General features: G+C 68.0%; 20 protein-coding genes and 1 pseudogene. 15 read left to right on the top strand and 6 right to left on the bottom strand.

The window, feature by feature from the left end; translation table 11 throughout:
- Window positions 1-136 precede the first annotated feature (136 nt).
- On the top strand, window positions 137-1,351 hold the full coding sequence (locus B7P44_RS10595; protein ID WP_084903693.1) for an MFS transporter: 1,215 nt from the start codon (window positions 137-139) through the stop codon (window positions 1,349-1,351).
- A gap of 16 nt (window positions 1,352-1,367) precedes the next feature.
- On the opposite strand, the gene B7P44_RS10590 is transcribed toward B7P44_RS10595, so the two are convergent.
- On the bottom strand, window positions 1,368-2,450 hold the full coding sequence (locus B7P44_RS10590) for a helix-turn-helix transcriptional regulator (RefSeq protein WP_084903691.1): 1,083 nt from the start codon (window positions 2,448-2,450) through the stop codon (window positions 1,368-1,370).
- A 552-nt stretch (window positions 2,451-3,002) separates the two neighbouring features.
- On the opposite strand from B7P44_RS10590, the gene B7P44_RS10585 reads away from it, so the two are divergent.
- From B7P44_RS10585 to B7P44_RS10535, 11 genes are all read left to right on the top strand, one after another.
- On the top strand, window positions 3,003-3,266 hold the full coding sequence (locus tag B7P44_RS10585) for a DUF4148 domain-containing protein (RefSeq protein ID WP_084903689.1): 264 nt from the start codon (window positions 3,003-3,005) through the stop codon (window positions 3,264-3,266).
- Window positions 3,267-3,522: 256 nt separating this feature from the next.
- Window positions 3,523-3,927, top strand: coding sequence for a DnaJ family domain-containing protein (locus B7P44_RS10580; protein ID WP_084903687.1), 405 nt, complete (start codon window positions 3,523-3,525; stop codon window positions 3,925-3,927).
- Window positions 3,924-4,496 (top strand): tRNA adenosine(34) deaminase TadA, encoded by a 573-nt coding sequence (gene tadA / locus B7P44_RS10575; RefSeq protein WP_084903684.1) that lies wholly within the window; start codon window positions 3,924-3,926, stop codon window positions 4,494-4,496. Before B7P44_RS10580 ends, tadA begins: the two co-directional genes overlap by 4 nt.
- A 57-nt stretch (window positions 4,497-4,553) precedes the next feature.
- Window positions 4,554-5,492, top strand: coding sequence for a muramoyltetrapeptide carboxypeptidase (gene ldcA / locus B7P44_RS10570; RefSeq protein WP_084903682.1), 939 nt, complete (start codon window positions 4,554-4,556; stop codon window positions 5,490-5,492).
- A 308-nt stretch (window positions 5,493-5,800) separates the two neighbouring features.
- Complete coding sequence (locus tag B7P44_RS10565; RefSeq protein ID WP_059609130.1) at window positions 5,801-6,508, top strand: GntR family transcriptional regulator; 708 nt, start codon at window positions 5,801-5,803, stop codon at window positions 6,506-6,508.
- Window positions 6,509-6,659: 151 nt separating this feature from the next.
- Complete coding sequence (locus B7P44_RS10560) at window positions 6,660-8,144, top strand: NCS1 family nucleobase:cation symporter-1 (protein ID WP_084903680.1); 1,485 nt, start codon at window positions 6,660-6,662, stop codon at window positions 8,142-8,144.
- Between the two features lie 10 nt (window positions 8,145-8,154).
- Window positions 8,155-8,982, top strand: a complete 828-nt coding sequence (locus tag B7P44_RS10555; RefSeq protein WP_084903678.1) for an aspartate/glutamate racemase family protein — start codon at window positions 8,155-8,157, stop codon at window positions 8,980-8,982.
- A gap of 169 nt (window positions 8,983-9,151) precedes the next feature.
- Window positions 9,152-10,105 (top strand): allantoinase PuuE, encoded by a 954-nt coding sequence (gene puuE / locus B7P44_RS10550; RefSeq protein ID WP_084903675.1) that lies wholly within the window; start codon window positions 9,152-9,154, stop codon window positions 10,103-10,105.
- Window positions 10,102-10,623: a 2-oxo-4-hydroxy-4-carboxy-5-ureidoimidazoline decarboxylase gene (uraD, locus tag B7P44_RS10545; protein ID WP_084903671.1), complete on the top strand. Its 522-nt coding sequence runs from the start codon at window positions 10,102-10,104 to the stop codon at window positions 10,621-10,623. The genes puuE and uraD overlap by 4 nt, the downstream gene beginning before the upstream one ends.
- A gap of 60 nt (window positions 10,624-10,683) precedes the next feature.
- Window positions 10,684-11,697 (top strand): allantoicase, encoded by a 1,014-nt coding sequence (alc, locus tag B7P44_RS10540; RefSeq protein WP_084903669.1) that lies wholly within the window; start codon window positions 10,684-10,686, stop codon window positions 11,695-11,697.
- Entirely contained in the window at window positions 11,694-12,206 is a 513-nt protein-coding gene (locus B7P44_RS10535) for an ureidoglycolate lyase (RefSeq protein ID WP_084903666.1), read from the top strand. Before alc ends, B7P44_RS10535 begins: the two co-directional genes overlap by 4 nt.
- A 77-nt stretch (window positions 12,207-12,283) precedes the next feature.
- On the opposite strand, the pseudogene B7P44_RS37485 reads toward B7P44_RS10535, so the two are convergent.
- Window positions 12,284-12,579, bottom strand: a pseudogene (locus B7P44_RS37485) (LysR substrate-binding domain-containing protein); the annotation flags it as partial.
- Window positions 12,580-12,647: 68 nt separating this feature from the next.
- On the opposite strand from B7P44_RS37485, the gene B7P44_RS10525 reads away from it, so the two are divergent.
- The gene (locus B7P44_RS10525) at window positions 12,648-13,058 is read left to right on the top strand and encodes an ACT domain-containing protein (protein ID WP_084903664.1); all 411 of its coding nucleotides are present in this window, start codon (window positions 12,648-12,650) and stop codon (window positions 13,056-13,058) included.
- 94 nt (window positions 13,059-13,152) lie between these two features.
- On the opposite strand, the gene B7P44_RS10520 is transcribed toward B7P44_RS10525, so the two are convergent.
- Complete coding sequence (locus B7P44_RS10520; RefSeq protein WP_084903662.1) at window positions 13,153-14,346, bottom strand: urate hydroxylase PuuD; 1,194 nt, start codon at window positions 14,344-14,346, stop codon at window positions 13,153-13,155.
- Window positions 14,347-14,398: 52 nt separating this feature from the next.
- Window positions 14,399-14,752 carry a hydroxyisourate hydrolase gene (gene uraH / locus B7P44_RS10515; RefSeq protein WP_084903660.1) on the bottom strand — a complete coding sequence of 118 codons (354 nt, stop codon included), beginning with the start codon at window positions 14,750-14,752 and terminating at the stop codon, window positions 14,399-14,401.
- 526 nt (window positions 14,753-15,278) lie between these two features.
- On the opposite strand from uraH, the gene B7P44_RS10505 reads away from it, so the two are divergent.
- Window positions 15,279-16,697: an 8-oxoguanine deaminase gene (locus tag B7P44_RS10505; protein ID WP_084906584.1), complete on the top strand. Its 1,419-nt coding sequence runs from the start codon at window positions 15,279-15,281 to the stop codon at window positions 16,695-16,697.
- 61 nt (window positions 16,698-16,758) lie between these two features.
- On the opposite strand, the gene B7P44_RS10500 is transcribed toward B7P44_RS10505, so the two are convergent.
- A complete protein-coding gene (locus B7P44_RS10500) occupies window positions 16,759-17,688 on the bottom strand; it encodes a LysR substrate-binding domain-containing protein (RefSeq protein ID WP_084903657.1) in 930 nt (309 codons plus the stop codon).
- Between the two features lie 207 nt (window positions 17,689-17,895).
- Window positions 17,896-18,105 (bottom strand): dodecin, encoded by a 210-nt coding sequence (locus B7P44_RS10495; protein ID WP_084903655.1) that lies wholly within the window; start codon window positions 18,103-18,105, stop codon window positions 17,896-17,898.
- 135 nt (window positions 18,106-18,240) lie between these two features.
- Here B7P44_RS10495 and B7P44_RS10490 point away from each other — a divergent pair, with 135 nt between their 5' ends.
- Window positions 18,241-19,131, top strand: coding sequence for an NAD(P)-dependent oxidoreductase (locus tag B7P44_RS10490; protein ID WP_084903653.1), 891 nt, complete (start codon window positions 18,241-18,243; stop codon window positions 19,129-19,131).
- Window positions 19,132-19,141 lie beyond the last annotated feature (10 nt).

Here is a 19,141-nt window from a genome sequence, read left to right as displayed (position 1 = left end):
GAACCGGAACGCGCCGAAAAAAAACAGGCGGACATGTCGATTTGCGCGCACCTCATTCGTCGTATCTACGTCGACGCCGGCCGTGCTCGAGACCCGGGTCAAATCGCGGATAGACGCAGATACAAGGAGATGCCACATGCACGCTTCTCGCTACCGCTGGGTGATCGTCGCCGCGGGCGGCCTGCTGGGCTGCGTCGCGATCGGCGCGATGTTTTCGCTGCCGGTATTCCTGAGGCCGATCGCGCGCGACACCGGATGGTCGGTGACCGGCATCTCGAGCGCGATGACGATCGGCTTCGTCGCGCTGGCGCTCGCCAGCATCGCATGGGGCAGCCTGTCGGACCGCGTGGGCCCGCGGGGCGTGGTGATGGCGGGGGCCGTCCTGCTGGCCGCGAGTCTCGCGCTCGCGAGCCGCGCGCCGTCGCTGGCCGCGTTTCAGCTGAGCTTCGGCCTGCTCGTCGGCAGTGCGACGGCGGCGATCTTCGCGCCGGTGATGGCGTGCGTGACGGGCTGGTTCGACACGCATCGCAGCCTCGCCGTGTCGCTCGTGTCCGCGGGCATGGGCATGGCGCCGATGACGATGTCCCCGCTGGCCGCGTGGCTCGTGTCGGTGCACGGCTGGCGGACGTCGATGCAGATCATCGCCGCGCTGGCGGCTGTCCTGATGATTCCGGCGGCGTGCCTCGTGCGCCGCGCCCCGGCGCTCGACGGCGGGCAGGGCGCGGCGTTGCCGGCGGACGCGCGGCACACCGCGATGTCCGTCGGGCAGGCGCTGCGTTCGCCGCAATTCATGATCCTGGCGCTGACGAACTTCTTCTGCTGCATGACGCACTCCGGCCCGATCTTCCATACGGTGAGCTACGCGACGAGTTGCGGGATACCGCTCATCGCCGCGGTGTCGATCTACAGCGTGGAAGGGCTGGCCGGCATGGGAGGCCGCATCGCGTTCGGCATCCTGGGCGATCGCGCCGGCGCGAAACGCATGCTGGTGGCGGGCCTGCTGATCCAGGCGGTCGGCGCGCTCGCCTACTTCTTCGTGCGCGGCCTTGGCGGGTTCTATGCGGTCGCGACGCTGTTCGGTTTCGTCTACGCAGGCGTGATGCCCTTGTATCCGGTCATTGCGCGCGAAAACTTCCCGCTGCGGATGATGGGCACCGTGATCGGCGGCAGTGCGATGGCCGGCAGCCTGGGGATGGCGGCGGGGCCGGTCGCCGGCGGCCTGATCTTCGATGCGCTCGGCGGCTACGGCTGGCTCTATGTCGGGTCGTTCGGCATCGGGATCGGCGCGTTCCTGATCGCGCTGACGTTCCGGCCGTTTCCGAAGGATCGCTCGATGCCGGCGGCGGCGTGACGCGCGCGCCGCGCGGCTACCCCTGCGCGCCGAGACGAAACACGCTGCGCAGCTCGTCGTGGTTGTGGACGTCGAGCTTGCGATAGATCTTGCGGACGTGATCGACGACCGTGCTGTCGCGCAACGCGAGGCAACGCGCGATCTCGCTGTGCGAGCGGCCGAGCACGAGCTGCGTGCAGAGCTCGCGCTGGCGTTCGGTGAGGCCGAGCCGGAAGCCGAGCCGCTCGATTTCCAGTTCGAGCGGCGGGAAGTGCTCGATGTAGATCACGATCGCGAATTCGCGTCGCATCGCGCCGGCGTCGGCGAAGCGATACGCCTTGAAGCGGAAGCGGCCCGCGGTGGTGCGGCGCTCCAGCGTGGCGGGCGGCGCGGGGTGGCCTCGCCAGATCCGGCTGACGTTCGTCAGCAGCGGCGCGAGCCAGTCCGGTACGCGGTCGTGGCGATAGAACGCGAGCGGCTCGCCGGTCGCGAGCGCCAGCATCCGGATGCTGTCCGCATTGTGCAGCAGGACCCGGCCGGCGTCGTCGACGACCACGATCGCGGACAGGCTGCCTTCCGCTTCATGCAGCGGCGGCTGCACGGGACGCGACAGCGCATGTGCGAGATGCCGCGCGAACGGTTCGAGGTCGCGGTGATCCCGTTCGGAGAACGGCGGGCTGCCCGGTGAACGGGACAATTGCAGGCTGCCCCAGCCGCGCGTGCCGTCGGTCGCGGTCAGCTCGAGACAGTGCCGCATCGATACCGGCCGCCACAGGTCCGCATACATGGCGCTCGACAATAGCGCGCTGTCGTAGCGCGCGCTGTTGTCGAAGCCGCGTCCGCGACGCATCGCGTCGGAAAAGGTGACGCCGAGCACTTCCTGTTGCCGGGTGTTGTGGACGTTCGCGAAGTAGGCGGGAAGCACCGTGTAGACCGCGTCGTTTTCGCTGTACACGTCGGTCAGCGCATGACGGTCGTCCGCGTAGAAGAACATCCCCCAGTCGGCGCCGACGATGTGCCGTGCCGCTTCAATCACGTGAGGAATGACGAGACGCGGCTCGACGCCCAGCGAACACAGTCGTCGAATGTGACCTGCAAGCGCGGCGTGCTTGTCAGACATGAAGACGTCCCTCGAGCGTACGACGGACCTGCTCGCGACAGCGTCGCGGTGCGCGATGTGTTGAGCTTAGGCGGAAAAGATGACAACTCGCGCAATTGCCCCCTTTCAAGGGGGCGTCAAGCGCACCCGTGGTCCCTATCATTGCCCCATTCCTGCCGTACGACCGATGCCGCACGCTGTCGCGCGCGATGCGAGAGAGGAGTCCGAAGCAACGCGAGCACGACAGGAAGATTCGATTCGCGATGCGGCGAAACGTGCGAACAGGACGACACGAAACGCGCGATGCGGCCGCGAAGCGGTTTTGCGCATCCCGATGCGCTGACCCGGGGGAATTCATAGGGGGAATGCTGGAAAAGATCGACGAAGCCTCGGGCGCGCGAGCCGGTCGCCGGCCGGCCTGTCGAATGCGCGCGGCTGCATGGCGTCGGCAACGGCCATGGACAGGCTCGGCCGGCGCATCGCAATGAGGCGGATGTCGAAGCGCGCGGACGGCGGACATCAGCGCCGCCCGCGTCGAACAGATCGCATTGCTGCTTCATGTGAGGTGCCACGATGAAGACCGTATTCAAGGCGGCGTTGGCCGCAGTCTGCGTGCTGGGTGCGATGGGGCTCGCCCGGGCGCAGGAGGGAAGCACACCGGCGTCGCCGTCCGACGCCGCGATTAGCTCGACGTCGGTGGGCAGCATGCCCGCCGCAGGTACGCAGTCGGGCAGCCCGACCGGCCTGACACGGGCGCAGGTCAAGCAGGAACTGCTGCGCGCGCAGAAGTCGGGCGAACTGGAACGCTTGAACCAGCTCTACCAGGGCGGTCAATAGTCATTGGTCCGACCGCCGACCGCCGGGCGGCGCGGGCGGTCGCGTCTTCCGGCGGCGCTGACGGGGCAATGCGCGGCGATGCGGTGCGATTATGCGATGCCGCACGCCGCGCATCGTTGTAAATGGGGGAAGAACGACGCGTGCGCCGACGCAGCACAATCCTGTCGCCGATGCAATATCGAGCATTCTCTCGAAGGGCCTGTCACATGCGCGTCACCCTGCTAGAATTCGGCTGCCGCATTGTTTCGATTGACCAATGAGATTGCTTGACGCCCTGGTCGAACAGCGTATTGCCGCCGCCGCCGCGCGGGGCGCGTTCGACGATTTGCCGGGTACCGGCGCGCCGCAGGCGCTGGACGACGACCTGCTCGTACCCGAGGAGGTGCGGGTGGCCAACCGTATCCTGAAGAATGCGGGCTTCGTGCCGCCGGCCGTCGAACAACTGCGCGCGCTGCGCAACCTGCAGGACGAACTGCGCGCGGTCAGCGACCGCGCGGCGCGTTGCCAGCTGCAGGCGAAGATGCTGGCGCTCGACATGGCGCTCGAATCGCTGCGCGGCGGCCCGATGACGGTGCCCCGCGAATACTGCCGCCGCATCGCCGAACGCCTGTGCGAGCGCGGGCTCGACGACGACGGGCCTGCAGAAGCGGGGCCGATGTGACGCCCGACGTGCTGCCGGGCGCGCCTGCCGAACCCACGACCGATTCTCCCGCACCCGCCGCCGCGCCGGTGTCGGCGCGCGACACGCATTTCATGCGGCTCGCGCAGGCCGCCGCCGAAGAGGCGCGCGCGGCCGGCGAAGTGCCGGTGGGCGCGGTGCTGGTGCGCGGCGACGAAGTGATCGCGCGCGGCTTCAATCACCCGATCGGCGGGCACGACCCGTCGGCCCACGCCGAAATGGCCGCGCTGCGGATGGCGGCCCAGCATCTGCAGAACTACCGGATGCCCGGCTGCGAGCTGTACGTGACGCTCGAGCCGTGCCTGATGTGCGCGGGCGCGATCATGCACGCGCGGATCGCGCGCGTCGTGTACGGCGCGGCGGATCCGAAGACGGGCGCTTGCGGCAGCGTGATCGACGCGTTCGCGAATCCGCAGCTCAATCATCACACCGAGGTCGTCGGCGGCGTGCTGGCCGACGAGTGCGGCGCGGCGCTGAAGTCGTTCTTCGCCGAGCGTCGCCGTGCGCTGCGCGAGGCGCGCCTCGCGCGCGACGACGCGTCCGGCACGTGATGAACCCGGCGCGGTTCGGGCCCTCTAAGCTGGTTTGATCACCGACACGTCCTGCCCATGTCCGCTCCGCCCACCGCATCCTATTCCATCCGCCTGCTGGCGCCGTCCGGCTATCCGCACGATCCCGACGCGATCAATCGCGCGCTCGAGCGCCTGAGCGACGCGCAGCACCGCATCGAGAACGTCGAGGCGACGCAGCGGCGCTACCAGCGTTTCGGCGGCACCGACGGCGAACGGGCGGGGGACCTGAACCGGCTCGCCGATCCCGCGCGGCCGCTGCCCGACATCGGGCTCGCGGTGCGCGGCGGCTACGGCGCCGCGCGCATCCTGCACGGGCTCGACTATCGCGGGCTCGAGCGCCGGCTGCGCGACCAGCCGATCGCGCTGGTCGGCCACAGCGACTTCACCGCGATCCAGCTCGCGCTGTATGCGAAGGCGCGGATCAAGACGTTCGGCGGTCCGATGCTGTCGGCTGATTTCGGCGCTCAGACGCCCAGCGACTTCACGATGAGCCACTTCTGGCGGACGATCGCGCAGCCGTCCACGACGCTCATGGCCGACGCGCCGCAGGCGCAGAGCGTCAACGTGTCCGGCACGCTGTGGGGCGGCAACCTCGCGATCCTCACGTCGCTCGTCGGCACGCCGTACATGCCCGACATCGAGGGCGGCATCCTGTTCGTCGAGGACGTCAACGAGCAGCCGTTCCGCATCGAGCGGATGATCTACCAGCTGCACCTGTCGGGGCTGCTCGCGCGCCAGCAGGCGCTCGTGCTCGGCCAGTTCACCGGCGCGCGGCCGTTCGAATACGACAATGGCTACGACATGCAGACGATGATCGAGCAGGTGCGCGCGGTGATCGGCATCCCGGTCATCACGGGGTTGCAGTTCGGTCACGTGCCGGACCTGGTGACGCTGCCGTTCGGCGCACAGGCGCAGCTGGTCGCGAACGCGCACGGCTTCCGGCTCACGCTGTCGGACTATCCGCATCTCGGCTGATGCCGGGACGCACGATCGAAAGGGCGGGTCTTCCGCCTTTTTCTTTACGCGGTCTCGCAACTAACGGTCAAGCATTCGGGCGCCGCGCAACGCGGTGCCGCTTCTGCCGTGCACCAATTTTGTCAACAAAATTACCGGCGTCAATGCGGGCAAGGATCACTGTCGACAGGCGATTCAGGCTTGTAGCGCAGGGATTTGGCGTGGATTGCACCACGCCGGCTCACCGCGATGCGCGCCGATTGTGCAAAATTGACGAAATGAATTGTTGACAATCTTTGTGTCCGTTCTACGATGAGGACCATCAGACGATGCAGATCATGAACGAGCCCGAATCCGTCCCGTCCGGCGCGCCCGGACCCGAAGCGATCGCCGAGCGTATCCGCACGGCGATCCTCGAGCATCGGCTCGCGCCCGGCGCGAAGCTGACCGAGGCGCAGCTGTGCGACGTGTTCGGCGTCAAGCGCGGGACGATCCGCCAGGCGCTCGCGCTGCTCGCGACCGACCGGCTGGTCGACCTGGAGCCGAATCGCGGCGCGTTCGTCGCGAGCCCGACGCTGCAGGACGTGCACGAGGTGTTCGAGATGCGCCGGATCATCGAGCTGGCGGTGGTCGAACGGCTTGCGACCGGGCCGGGCGCGAAACGCCTGAAGGGCGTCGCGGCGCTGATCGACAAGGAGCGCAAGGCGTTCGAGCGGCGTGACGTCCCGGCGTGGATCCGCCTGTCGGGCGAGTTCCATACGGCGCTCGCCGCGCTGATGGGCAATGCGACGCTCAGCGCGTGCCTCGACGGCCTCGTCGCGCGCTCGACGCTGATGTCGGCGCTGTACGAATCGCACGGGCGAAGCCCGTGTTCGTTCGACGATCACGGCGCGATCCTCGTCGCGCTGGAAGCGGGGGACGCGAAGCGCGCGGCGGAGCTGATGGCGCACCACCTGCAACACGTCGAATTGAAGATGCTGGACCGGCCCGCGCCCGGGGCGGTCGATTTGCGCGAGGTGTTCGGCGGCGCCGCGTAAGCGGCGACGGAACCGGATTCACGCGCCACCCGAACTGAAGCAGTGCCGGTCCGCGGTTCGCGCCGCGGCCGCAGGTCCGACCCCGGGACGACGGTCCGGGGCGATTTCGACGACGATGAAGCGGCCCTGCGGCCGCGGTCAAGGAGAGGTCATGGCTCAGTTCAGTGTGGTGCACGACAGCGCATATCCGGCGGAGGGCGGCAGCGAGGAGAGCAGCCCGCCATTGCCGGGTGGTTTCAGTGAACGTCTGTATAACGAAGATTTGGCACCCCTTAAGAATCAGAAATGGGGTTCGTACAACATCTTCGCGTTCTGGATGTCGGACGTGCACAGCGTCGGCGGCTACGTGTTCGCGGGCAGCCTGTTCGCGCTCGGTCTGACGAGCTGGCAGGTGCTGATCGCGCTGATCGTCGGCATCGGCCTCGTCAACGTGCTGTGCAACCTGATCGCGCGGCCGAGCCAGCAGATCGGCGTGCCGTATCCGGTCGCGTGCCGAGCGACGTTCGGCGTGCTCGGCGCGAACGTGCCGGCGGTGATCCGCGGGCTGATCGCGATCGCGTGGTACGGGATCCAGACCTATCTCGCGTCGAGCGCGCTCGTGATCGTCGTGCTGAAGTTTTTTCCGCAGTGGCTGCCGTATGCGGACGTGCACCGCTACGGCTTGTTCGGGCTGTCTGCGGTCGGCTGGGCGGGCTTCATGCTGCTGTGGGTGCTGCAGGCGTTCGTGTTCTGGAACGGGATGGAGACGATCAAGAAATTCATCGACTTCGCGGGCCCGGCCGTCTATGTCGTGATGTTCATCCTCGCGGGCTACATGGTGTGGCGCGCGGGCTGGCGCAACATCGGCATCAACCTCGGCGGCGTCAAGTATCACGGCGCCGAGGTGATCCCGGTGATGATCACCGCGATCTCGCTCGTCGTGTCGTACTTCTCCGGGCCGATGCTGAATTTCGGCGACTTCTCGCGCTATTGCAGGAGCTTCGGCGACGTGAAGCGCGGCAACTTCTGGGGTCTGCCGGTCAACTTCCTCGCGTTCTCGCTCGTCACGGTGATCACGACCGCCGCGACGCTGCCGGTGTTCGGCGAGCTGATCACCGATCCGGTCGAGACGGTCGGGCGCATCGATCATCCGACCGCGGTCATCCTCGGCGCGCTGACGTTCACGATCGCGACGATCGGCATCAACATCGTCGCGAACTTCGTGTCGCCCGCGTTCGACTTCTCGAACGTCGCGCCGCGGCTCATCAGCTGGCGCGCGGGCGGGATGCTCGCGGCGGTCGCGTCGATCTTCATCACGCCGTGGAACCTGTTCAACAACCCGGCCGTGATCCATTACACGCTCGACGTGCTCGGCGCGTTCATCGGCCCGCTGTACGGCGTGCTGATCGCCGACTTCTACCTCGTCAAGCGCGGCCGGATCGTGCGCGACGACCTGTACACGATGTCCGAGCGCGGCGCGTACTGGTACACGGGCGGCGTCAACCGTCGCGCGCTCGCCGCGCTGCTTCCGGCCGCGCTGATCGCGATCGTCTGCGTGATGATGCCGGGCTGGCAGGGCGTCGCGAACTTCTCGTGGTTCATCGGCGCGGCGCTCGGGTTCGGGTTCTACCGCCTGCTGGCGAACGGCAAGGCCTGAGGAGCGCGCGATGAAGATCAAGCTGATCAATCCGAACACGACGCGGCGGATGACCGACGCGATGGGCCGCTGCGCGCGCGAGGTCGCGGGCGCCGGCACCGCGGTGGTGGCGGTCAGCCCGCCGATGGGCCCGCCGTCGATCGAAGGCTATTACGACGAGGCGCTCGCCACCCCCGGGCTGCTGGCCGAGATCGCGCAGGGCGAGCGCGACGGCTTCGACGCGTACGTGATCGCATGCTTCGGCGATCCGGGGCTGCATGCGGCGCGTGAGCTCGCGCGCGGGCCCGTGATCGGCATCGCCGAGGCGGCGATGCACGCGGCGAGCGTGCTCGCGCCCGGCTTCTCGGTCGTCACGACGCTCGCGCGCACCTGCGGGATGGCGTGGCATCTGGCCGAACGCTACGGGATGAAGCGGTTCTGCCGCAACGTGCGCGCGACCGACGTCGCGGTGCTCGAACTCGACCGGCCCGGCTCGGCCGCGCGCCGGATCATCGTCGACGAATGCCGGCGCGCGCTCGATGAGGACGGCGCCGACGCGATCGTGCTCGGCTGCGCGGGGATGGCCGAATTCGCGCACGAGATCGAGCAGCAGATCGGCGCGCCGGTGGTCGAAGGCGTCACGGCGGCGGTGAAGTGGGCCGAGGCGCTCGTCGCGCTGCGGCTCGCGACCGCGAAGCGCGGCGATTACGCGCGCCCGCTGCCGAAGCGCTATGACGGCGAATTCGCGCGCTTCAGCCCGCCCGGGGACGCGGCGGACCCGGCGCCGGGCCGGCCGGGCGCGGCCGCGCCGCAGGCGGACGCCGCCGCTTTGCCGCACCCGCACATACACACCGTCTGACACGCACTATCTGCGCCGCTGTATGGGCGCATATGGGCGTTTTCGCTACACTGGGCCGTCGTTCGCATCGGCTCGCGGGGGCGCCGCGCAGCCGGTGCGAACGCGGCGGCCCGCCGGCCGGGCCGATCGATACCCATTACTTCAGCAGGCTTTCGTCGCACATCGAACCATGTCACTCGATCCCAACTATCCACGCGATCTGATCGGCTACGGCCGCCATCCGGTGCAGGCGAACTGGCCCGGGCGGGCGCGCGTCGCGGTGCAGTTCGTGCTGAACTACGAAGAGGGCGGCGAGAACTGCGTGCTGCACGGCGACCCCGGCTCCGAGCAGTTCCTGTCGGAAATCGTCGGTGCGGCCGCGTATCCGGACCGCCACATGAGCATGGAGTCGATCTACGAATACGGGTCGCGGGCCGGCGTGTGGCGCATCCTGCGCGAGTTCGAGAAGCGCGGCCTGCCGTTGACCGTGTTCGGCGTCGGCATGGCGATCGAGCGGCATCCGGAGCTCGCGCGCGCGTTCGTCGAGCTCGGCCATGAAATCGCGTGCCACGGCTGGCGGTGGATCCACTACCAGGGCATGACGCCCGAGCTCGAGGCCGAGCACATGCGGCTCGGCATGGCGGCGATCGAGCGCGTGACCGGCGTGCGGCCGCTCGGCTGGTACACCGGCCGCGACAGCCCGAACACGCACCGGCTCGTCGCCGAATACGGCGGCTTCCTGTACGACTCGGACAATTACGGTGACGACCTGCCGTTCTGGATGGACGTCGACGTGTCGGGCGGCGGCACGACGCCGCAGCTGATCGTGCCGTACACGCTCGACACCAACGACATGCGCTTCGCGACGCCGCAGGGCTTCAACACCGCGGATCACTTCTTCCACTACCTGCGCGACGCATTCGACGTGCTGTACGAGGAGGGCGACGAGGCGCCGAAGATGCTGTCGATCGGCATGCACTGCCGGCTGCTCGGCCGGCCGGGCCGGTTCCGCGCGCTGCAACGGTTCCTCGACCACATCGAGCAGCACGATCGCGTATGGGTGACGCGGCGTGTCGATATCGCGCGTCACTGGCATGAACATCATCCGTATCAGCCCAATCAACGGAACCAAGGGAAAGCATGAAGGCGATGCGTTACACGTTGGAGCAACTGAACACGATGGCGCCGGGCGCATTCGTCGCGGCGCTGTCCGGGATCTTCGAACATTCGCCGTGGGTCGCCGAGGCGGCCGCGGGCGCGCGGCCGTACGCGAGCATCGACGCGCTGCACGAGACGATGTCGGGCGCGGTGGAGTCGGCAGGCGAAGTGCGCCAGCTCGCGCTGATCAACGCGCACCCGGAGCTCGCGGGCAAGGCCGCGGTGCGCGGCGAGCTGACCGTCGAATCGACGCGCGAGCAGAGCGGCGCGGGCCTCAGCCAGTGCACGCAGGAAGAATTCGACAGGCTGCAGACGCTGAACCGCACCTATCGCGAGAAGTTCGGCTTCCCGTTCATCCTCGCGGTGCGTGGCTACGATCGGCACGGGATCATCGCGAACTTCGAGTCGCGCGTGAATCATTCGCGCACCGAAGAGCTGCGCGCGAGCCTCGACCAGATCTACCGGATTGCGCGCTTCCGGCTCGACGACCTGATCGACGCGTGACACCACAATATGGCCGGCTGCATCGCAGCGGCCGCTTCGCAATACTGACAAGGACACACCATGGCAATCCCGCTTCTCGACCCCAACGCACCTGACTTCACGCGCCGCTACGTGAATCTCGCCGACCCGCGTCTCGGTGCGCAGGCGCTCGAGGCCAGCGACGATTTCTTCGCGCCGAAGGAGCGCATGCTGAACCCCGAGCCGGCGGTGTTCATCCCCGGCAAGTACGACGACCACGGCAAGTGGATGGACGGCTGGGAAACGCGCCGCAAGCGCACGACCGGCTACGACTGGTGCATCGTCAAGCTCGCGCGCCCGGGTGTGATCAAGGGCTTCGACATCGACACGAGCCACTTCACCGGCAACTTCCCTCCGGCCGCGTCGATCGAGGCCGCGCACGTGGCCGACGGCGCGCCGACGCAGGCGACCGAGTGGGTCGAGATCGTGCCGTCGACGACGCTGCAGGGCAACAGCCACCACTACGTCGAGGCGAGCGACGCGCGCGCGTTCACGCACCTGCGCGTGAACATCTACCCGGACGGCGGCATCGCGCGCCTGCGCGTGTACGGCCAGCCGCAGCTCGACTGGGCCGGCGCGAGCGCGACCGAGCTGTTCGATCTCGCGGCGACGGAAAACGGCGGCTACGTGGTCGCCGCGAACAACCAGCACTTCGGCCTCGCATCGAACCTGCTGCTGCCGGGCCGCGGCGTGAACATGGGCGACGGCTGGGAAACCCGCCGCCGCCGCGAGCCGGGCAACGACTGGGCGATCATCGCGCTCGCGCAGCCGGGCGTGATCCGCAAGATCGAAGTCGACACCGCGTTCTTCAAGGGCAACTATCCGGACCGCTGCTCGATCCAGGCCGCGTACGTGACGGGCGGCACCGACAGCTCGCTGATCACGCAGTCGATGTTCTGGCCGGCGCTGCTCGGCGAGCAGAAGCTGCAGATGGACAAGCAGCATTATTTCGAGCACGAGGTCGCGTCGCTCGGGCCCGTCACGCACGTGCGCCTGAACATCATTCCGGACGGCGGCGTGTCGCGCCTGCGCCTCTTCGGGACGCTCGACAAATGAAGACGCTCGTCATCGAACCGCTGACCAGGGAAGCGTTCGCGCCGTTCGGCGACGTGATCGAGACGGAAGGCGCAAAGCAGATCCCGATCAACCTCGGCACGACGATCCGCTTTCACGATCTCGCGAAGGTCGATGTCGAGGACGAAGGCGGCCGCACGCTCGTCAACCTGTTTCGCGGCCAGCCGCGCACGCTGCCGTTCGAGGTGAAGATGCTCGAGCGGCATCCGCTCGGCAGCCAGGCGTTCGTGCCGCTGAACGACAAGCCGTATCTCGTCGTCGTCGCGCCCACGGGCGAGCTCGACCCGGCGCAGATTCGCGCGTTCGTGACGAGCGGCTGGCAGGGCGTCAACTATGCGAAGGGCGTGTGGCATCACCCGCTGATCGCGCTCGGCGACGTCAGCGACTTCATCGTCGTCGATCGCGGCGGGGACGGGATGAACCTCAACGAGCAGGACCTGCAGGAATCGCTGTGGCTGACCGAGGAGGCGCTGCACGCGATGACGGACTGAGTCGGCGACGCGGCTCACGGATCTACCGAAACCCGCGCATATCGCGCGGGTTTTTTGTGTTCGCCGAGGCGGCCGATTCATGTCTGCGCGAGCGTCGTCGCTTTGCGACGCGGGTTCGCGACCGGCGCATGCAGCGCCATCAGCTCGGCGATCCAGTCGATGAACACGCGCAGCTTCGCGCTGACGTGCCGGTTCGGCGGAAAGGCCACGTACATCGGCATCGGATCGAGTTGCCAGTGCTCGAACAGCGGCACCACAGTTCGCCGCGAGTCCGAGGCGCGGCGGCCACGTAGTCCGGCAGCCACGGAATGCCGAGACCGGCTCCGACGTACGCGTTGCCGTCATCGACCGCCACGACGTAGCGCCCCAGTACGTCGTCGCGCGTGCTATCGTGCCCGCATCGCCACCGTACGGCGTCCGATCCGGACGCATCATTGTCCAATGAGCCGACCCGAAACCGACCTCGCGATCCTGCTGCGCACGATGCAGCCCGAACTGCATCCGGGCGCTTACGCATTCGTATCGCTGTCGCATGACGTAGACGTATCGTCATCCGAAACGATTGCGACGTTCCGTGAAGCGGAGGGATTGACTGTCGTCGTCAGCGAGGAAACGGCCGCGCGTCGCGGCTGGCCCGTGCTGTTCCGTGCTGCCTGGATCACGCTGACCGTGCATTCCGACCTTGCGGCCGTCGGTCTCACGGCGGCGTTCGCGCGGGCACTCGGCGCGGCCGGCATCAGCTGCAACGTGATGGCGGCCGCCTACCACGATCACATCTTCGTGCCGTTCGACGACGGCCCGCGCGCGCTCGATGCGCTCGTCGCGCTCCAGCGCGACGCGATGCGCGGCTGAAGCGCGAAGGGCATCCGGGACACGCAAAAAAAAACGGGCCCGTCACCGGGCCCGCGAACGGAGAGGATTGCGCCGGCAAGCGGCGCACGGCGGCTTACTTGTTCGCGCCACCCTCGAACCAGGCGGCGAGCTTGGTGCGCTCGTCGTCTGTCATGTGCGTGACGTTGCCGATCGGCATCGCCTTCAGTCGCACGGCCTGCTCGTAGATCCGCTGCGCGTTCTTCGACACTTCGTCCGGCGTGTCGAACATCACGCCGGCGGGCGCGCTGCCCATCAGCGTCGGCTTGGCCGAGTGGCACTCGACGCAGCGCTGCTGCAGGATCGGCATGATGTCGTTGATCACGACCTTCGGCGCGTTCGCGGCCTGCGCTTCCGGCGCGACCGGCTTCGGCGTCGTCCATACCAGCGCGCCTGCCAGCAGCGCGACGCCGCCGATCGGCAGGTACCACAGCTGCTTGCCGCGGTGACGCATCACGAAGAACTGGCGGATCAGCGCGCCGGCCAGCATGATCAGCACGAGCACGACCCAGTTGAACTTGTTCGTGTACGTCATCGCATAGTGGTTCGACAGCATCGCGAACACGACGGGCAGCGTGAAGTACGTGTTGTGCACCGAGCGCTGCTTGCCGCGCTTGCCGTAGATCGGGTTCGGCTCCTCGCCCTTGAGCATCTTGTCGACCATCTTGCGCTGGCCGGGGATGATCACGAAGAACACGTTCGCCGACATGATCGTCGCGAGCATCGCGCCGACGATCAGGTACGCGGCACGGCCTGCGAAGATGTGGCACGCGAGGTACGCGGCGGCGACGACATAGATGCCGACGCAGATGCCGAGCACGCGGTCGTTGGTGCCGAGGATGCGGCACAGCGAGTCGTAGACGATCCAGCCGGCCATCAGGAAGCCGAGCGCGGACGCGACGGCGACCACCGGGCCCATGTCGAGCACGCTCTTGTCGATCAGGTACGTGTTCGGCGCGAGCAGGTACAGCACGAAGAACAGCGAGAAGCCCGACAGCCAGGTCGTGTACGACGGCCACTTGGACCAATGCAGGTCATCCGGCATTTCCGGCGGGGCGACCGTGTACTTCTGCATGTTGTAGAAACCACCGCCGTGGACGTGCCACAGCTCGCCGAACACACCGCGCTTGCGCTGGTTCGGGTCGGTCGGCGGTTTCAGGCTGTTGTCGAGCGCGACGAAATAGAAGGACTCGCCGATCCACGCAATGGCGACGATGACGTGCAGCCATCGCAGCGCGAGGTTCAGCCAGTCGGTGATGAAGCCTTCCATGAAACTCCTCCAGACTCAGATCGTTGTCTTGTTGCGGGCGGCCGATACGGTGTCAGCTGCCGCGATAGGTGCTGTACGACCACGGCGACACGAGCAGCGGCACGTGATAGTGCGCGCCCGGGTCGGCGATGCCGAAGCGCAGCACGACGCGATCGACGAAACGGGGTTCGGGGACCTGCACGCCGATCGACGCGAAGTAGTCGCCGGCATGGAACACCAGCTCGTATTCGCCGGCGGCGAGCGCGGCGCCTTCGAGCAGCGGCGCGTCGCAGCGGCCGTCGCTATTGGTCAGCACGGTCTTGATTGCGCGGCGCGATTCGCCGTCCAGCGCGTAGAGGTCCACCTTGAGCGCGGCGCCGGGACGACCGTGCGCCGTATCGAGTACGTGGGTAGTGAGCTTTCCCATTCGTAGTGTCCTTGTGTGAATGCGAGGTTCGGCGGCGGCCCGATCCAATGACTGTGCGGCGGATCGAGGCTCCACGTCACGTGGCTACATACCCGTCGGCGAAGTTGAAGCGAGCGCCGTGCAGGCATTTTAAGAAGGTTCACCATGCAAAACCGCGAGCGATAGCAAAGATAATGCGCTACGCATGAGCCGCTGTCGACGGCGCGAAAAACGCCGTTCCAACGCTGTTTCAGCACCGTTCCGCGCGCGGCCGGACGCCGCCGCGCACTGGCTGCGCGCGTACCATATCGGAACCGTGAACCTGGGTATTCGGGGTCGCGCATTGTGTGCCGCACGCGCTTGCGCGATCCTCCCGCCGTGCGCGTCGGCTCCGGCCGACGCGTACCCCGAAGACGGCGAGCACGCCGGGTAACCGGGCCATGGCGTTCGAACGGACGCGGGCACCGGGCGTGCCGCGAATCAGCGTTCGAACGGCTTTGTGACCGCCCACAGGCACCGCCCTGGGGCAGACCGACGCGGAGAACGCATGAACCTCGAGCAGCACTCCGGCGCGCCCGCCCGCGCGCCGCACGATTCCCCATCCCGCCCGAAGACCTTGCTGGTCAAGCACGCCGACGTGCTGGTGACCATGGACGATACGCGCCGCGAGCTGCGCGACGCGGGGCTCTACATCGAAGACAACCGGATCGTCGCGGTCGGCCCGAGCGCCGAGCTGCCCGACACGGCCGACGAGGTGCTCGACCTGCGCGGGCACCTCGTGATCCCGGGGCTCGTGAACACGCACCACCACATGTACCAGAGCCTGACGCGCGCGATTCCGGCCGCGCAGAACGCCGAGCTGTTCGGCTGGCTCACGAACCTGTACCGGATCTGGGCGCACCTGACGCCCGAGATGATCGAGGTGTCGACGCTGACCGCGATGGCCGAGCTGCTGCAGTCCGGCTGCACGACGTCGAGCGATCATCTGTACATCTACCCGAACGGCAGCCGGCTCGACGACAGCATCGCGGCCGCGCAGCGGATCGGCATGCGCTTTCACGCAAGCCGCGGCGCGATGAGCGTCGGCCAGCGCGACGGCGGCCTGCCGCCCGATTCGGTCGTCGAGCGCGAGCCGGACATCCTGCGCGACGCGCAGCGGCTGATCGAGACCTACCACGACGCAGCGCGCTACGCGATGCTGCGCGTGGTCGTCGCGCCGTGCTCGCCGTTCTCGGTGAGCCGCGAACTGATGCGTGACGCCGCCGTGCTCGCGCGTGAGCACGGCGTGTCGCTGCACACGCACCTCGCGGAAAACGTCAACGACATCGCGTACAGCCGCGAGAAGTTCGGGATGACGCCCGCCGAATATGCAGAGGATCTCGGCTGGGTCGGGCACGACGTTTGGCATGCGCACTGCGTGCAGCTCGACGACGCCGGCATCGGCCTGTTCGCGCGCACCGGCACGGGCGTCGCGCACTGCCCGTGCTCGAACATGCGGCTCGCGTCGGGCATCGCGCCGGTGAAGAAGATGCGGCTCGCGGGCGTGCCGGTCGGGCTCGGGGTCGACGGTTCGGCGTCCAACGACGGTGCACAGATGGTCGCGGAAGTGCGCCAGGCGCTGCTGCTGCAGCGGGTCGGCTTCGGGCCGGATGCGATGACCGCGCGCGAGGCGCTCGAAATCGCGACGCTGGGCGGCGCGCAGGTGCTGAACCGCGACGACATCGGCGCATTGAAGCCCGGCATGGCGGCCGACTTCGCCGCGTTCGACCTGCGCCAGCCGCTGTTTGCCGGGGCGCTGCACGATCCGGTCGCGGCGCTGGTGTTCTGCGCGCCGTCGCAGACGGCGTACACGGTCGTGAACGGCAAGGTCGTCGTGCGCGAAGGACGCCTGGCGACGCTCGACCTGCCGCCCGTCATCGCGCGCCACAACGCGCTTGCGCAGGCGCTGGTCGACGCGTCGCGCTGACCCGCGCCTGCCTCCGCCACGCGCCGCCATGGCGCGCGGCGGCGGCAGGCAAAGCGCGCCGTTACGCCTCGATCAGCGTGCGGGTGGCCTCGGCGACGAGGCTGCGCAGCCAGCGCACTTCGTCGGAGTAATGGCAGCGTTCGTGCCAGAGCTGGTAGTACTGCATCGGCGGGAAGTCGAGCGGCGCCGGCACGACCGACAGCGGCAGGAACTTCGCGTAGTGGTCGGCGAACAGGCGCGTCGTCGTGAAGATCAGGTCGGACTTCACGAGCACGTACGGCGCGAGGTTGAAGTACGGCAGCGTGACGACCACGTGGCGCTTGAGCCGCTCGCGCGCGAGGTGCACGTCGATCGCGCCGCGCTGGCCGACCGAGTAGGGCGTCGGCGCGAGGTGCGGTGCGTTCAGGTACTGGTCGAGCGTGAGGCCGCCGCGCTTCGCGAACGGATGCGTGTTGCTCATCAGGCAGACGATCTCGTCGACGAACAGGTTCGACAGGTGCAGCTGCTCCGGCGGTTCCGGCCAGTTGCCGACCACGATGTCGAGCTTGCCGTCCTCGAGCGCGAGCTCGTAGTCGAACGCGGGGCCCAGCGAGTGGAACTCGAGCGTCGCGTTCGGCGCGGCCAGACGGAAGCGCTCGACGACGGTCGGCACGAACAGCACATTCAGGTAGTCGGGGCAGCCGATCCGGTAGCAGCGGATCGACGTCGCCGGATCGAAGCTGTGCTGCTGGAACTTGATCCGCTCGATCTCGCGCAGCGCGTTCTGCACGGGCTCCAGCAGGCGCAGCCCGTATTCGGTCGGCACCATGCCGGACTTGCCGCGCACGAGCAACGGGTCGCCGGTGATGTCGCGCAGGCGCCGCAGCGCGGCGCTGATCGCCGGCTGCGACTGGTTCAGTTTGACGGCCGCGCGCGTGACGCTGCGCTCCATCAACAGGGTGTGCAAGACGCGCAAGAGGTACGTGTCGATCGCCTCGCGTTGCTGACTCATGATTTCTCCGTTTATATGCCCAGGCTGATCGAGGGGGAAGGGGGTATATGGTTTTTAATATGAACGAAAAAGAGCGTCAAGAGATGGATACCCGCAGGAGGTCGCCGGCACGGCAGCGATCGCGGCAGGCACGGGGCGCACGAAGGGCGCGCGGATGCGCGGGGCGCGCATCCGGGGCGGGATGAGGCGTGACGCGGCGCTCGCGCGTCAGTCGTCGATGCGCAGGCCGACTTTCAGCGTCACCTGCCAGTGAATCACCTGGTTGCCTTCGATGTGGCCGCGCGTTTCGGTCACCTGGAACCAGTGCAGGTTATGCAGCGTCGACGCGGCTTTCGCGATGGCATTGCGGATCGCGTCGTCGCTCGATTCGCGCGACGAGCCGGTCAGTTCGATCAGCTTATAAGTGTGGTCGCTCATGATGCGCTCCCTGTCGTGTCGGGTTCCGCCGCGGGCGCAGCGCACAAGCGCAGCCACGTGCGGAATGCGCCCGGCTTCTTGAGTGATAGGTATGATGGGCGGCAAGTTCAACCCATATCGGAGACGAGGCGTATCGTGGAAGTCGGATTTTGCGGACCGGGACTGATGGGCGCGCCGATGATTCGGCATCTGCTGGCGGCGGGCCATCGCGTCGGCGTGTGGAATCGCACGCGCGCGAAATCGGAGGCGCTCGCGGCCGACGGCGCGCAGGTCGTCGATACGCCGCGCGCGCTGGCGGAGCAGGTCGAAACGGTGCTGCTGTGCGTGCTGGATGCGCGCGCGGTCGGCGATGTCGTGTTCGGCCCGGACGGGCTGCTGTCCGGCGACGCGGCGGCGCGCCGTGTGCGGCGCATCGTCGATCACTCGAGCATTCCGCCCGGCGTGACGCGCGATTATGCGAAGCGCGCGGCGGAGCTCGGCGTCGGCTGGGTCGACGCGCCGGTGTCGGGCGGCGTGCCCGGCGCGCAGGCCGGCACGCTCGCGGTGATGGCGGGCGGCTGCGCGGAGGATCTCGATGCGGTGCGGCCGCTGATCGACGCGTACGCCGCGCGCATCACGCACATGGGCGACGCGGGCGCGGGCCAGACCGCGAAGCTGTGCAACCAGGCGATCGTCACCGCGACCGTCACCGCGATCGCCGAGGCGGTCGGGCTCGCGCAGGCGAGCGGCATCGACGCCGCGCGCCTCGCGCAAGCGCTGGCCGGCGGCTGGGCGGATTCGGTGCTGCTGCAGACGTTCGTGCCGCGCATGACCTCGGGCGGCCATCCGCCGATCGGCGCGCTCGGCACGTTTCAGAAGGACGTCGACACGATTGCCGACGCGGCGCGCGACACGGGCGCGGTGATGCCGGTGTCGGCCACCGTCCAGCAGGTGCTGCGGCTAGGCGCGGCGATGGGGCTTGCCGACGCCGACTTCGCCGCGTTCATCGATATCGTCAGGCCGGGAAACGGGCGCCGGCAGGCGTGAAGGCCGTGCG

Origin of the sequence: Burkholderia ubonensis subsp. mesacidophila (assembly GCF_002097715.1) — a bacterium.
Classification (GTDB): Bacteria; Pseudomonadota; Gammaproteobacteria; order Burkholderiales; family Burkholderiaceae; genus Burkholderia; species Burkholderia mesacidophila.
Note: the sequence above shows the minus strand (reverse complement) of the source record. Positions and strands in the feature narration are given on the sequence as shown.